Here is a 1,132-nt window from a genome sequence, read left to right as displayed (position 1 = left end):
CTTATACCAATTTTACATGAAGTTGCATAGAATAAGGATACTGTTTAGAGGGCATCAGTGATGGCACGCCAACTGATTATGGTGATCGCCGAAAGTGCAGAGAGTTTGGAGCAACAATTAAAAACCTGTCGCACAGCTAGCCAAAAAGAACGGTTGCAAATGTTGTGGTGGCTGAAAACTGGACAAATAACTCAGCATAAAACTCTCGCCGAACGTCTCGGACGCCATGGTTCAACGGTAACTAGGTGGTTGCAAAAGTATCGTCAAGGAGGATTGTCAGAATTGTTGGTAGTCAAGAGCGCACCCGGAAAATCGCCCCACTTAAGTCCAGAGGCACTCGCCGGATTGCAACAAAGATTACAACAGCCACCGGGATTCAAGAGTTATGGCGAGATCGTGGAGTGGCTGAATCAGACTTATCAACTGAACCTGACATATCCCACTGTCTATCATTGGGTACACTACCGACTCAAAGCTAAATTGAAAGTGCCCCGTCCGCAAAGCGCTAAGCAAGAACCTAATGCCGTGAGGCGTTTTAAAAAAACATTGCCCCAGCCCTGTTGACCTATCAACGGTTGTTTGGTTCGGGACAACGGTTGCGTTATCTGTGTCAAGACGAGACTCGCTTAGGACTCAAAACCGAAACGGGGAAAGTGATTATGGCGTTTGGGGTAAAGCCGATCGCACCCGTACTCTGGAAGCGTGACAATTTTTGGCTCTATGGGGTGGTGGAACCTTTGAGTGGTTGGCATTTTTGCCAAGAATACGATCGCCTCAATACGATCGGATTTCAACAGTTTATTGATGCACTTTCTGATCGACTAGGAGGCGACATCGCCCTGATTCAACTCGATCAGGCTGGTACTCATGTTACTTCTGCTCTACGGTGGCCTGATAACTTGATTCCCGGCAAGTCAACCAGCGCATAGCCCCGAACTCAATCCAATTGAACGAGTGTGGCAATTTATCAAACAACAATTCAAGGGAGAAGTTTTTCTGACACTTGTGGAATTGCGCGAACGACTCAATCAGGTTCTGCAACAAATCACGCCTGAACAAATCTGTTCGCTATCTTCTTACACTTTCATTCTGGAAGCTTTATTCTATGCAGCTTCATCTTAAATTGGTATTA

Annotated in this window: 3 protein-coding genes; all 3 read left to right on the top strand. The window is 46.0% G+C overall.

Annotation, left to right across the window (positions count from 1 at the left end; all coding sequences use genetic code 11):
* The first annotated feature begins 60 nt into the window (after positions 1-60).
* Genes QUA20_RS31845 through QUA20_RS31835 form a run of 3 tightly spaced genes read left to right on the top strand, consistent with a single transcriptional unit; the run spans position 61 to position 1,122 of the window.
* Positions 61-564 carry a helix-turn-helix domain-containing protein gene (locus QUA20_RS31845; RefSeq protein WP_333194337.1) on the top strand — a complete coding sequence of 168 codons (504 nt, stop codon included), beginning with the start codon at positions 61-63 and terminating at the stop codon, positions 562-564.
* A complete protein-coding gene (locus QUA20_RS31840) occupies positions 561-929 on the top strand; it encodes a transposase (RefSeq protein ID WP_333194336.1) in 369 nt (122 codons plus the stop codon). Before QUA20_RS31845 ends, QUA20_RS31840 begins: the two co-directional genes overlap by 4 nt.
* Positions 930-954: 25 nt before the next feature.
* Positions 955-1,122, top strand: coding sequence for a hypothetical protein (locus tag QUA20_RS31835; protein ID WP_333194335.1), 168 nt, complete (start codon positions 955-957; stop codon positions 1,120-1,122).
* Positions 1,123-1,132 lie beyond the last annotated feature (10 nt).

Source organism: Microcoleus sp. Pol7_A1, assembly GCF_036701085.1.
In the GTDB taxonomy this organism is placed as follows: domain Bacteria; phylum Cyanobacteriota; class Cyanobacteriia; order Cyanobacteriales; family Microcoleaceae; genus Microcoleus; species Microcoleus asticus.
The sequence above is the reverse complement of the archived record's forward strand: the minus strand, read 5'-3'. Positions and strand labels throughout refer to the sequence as shown.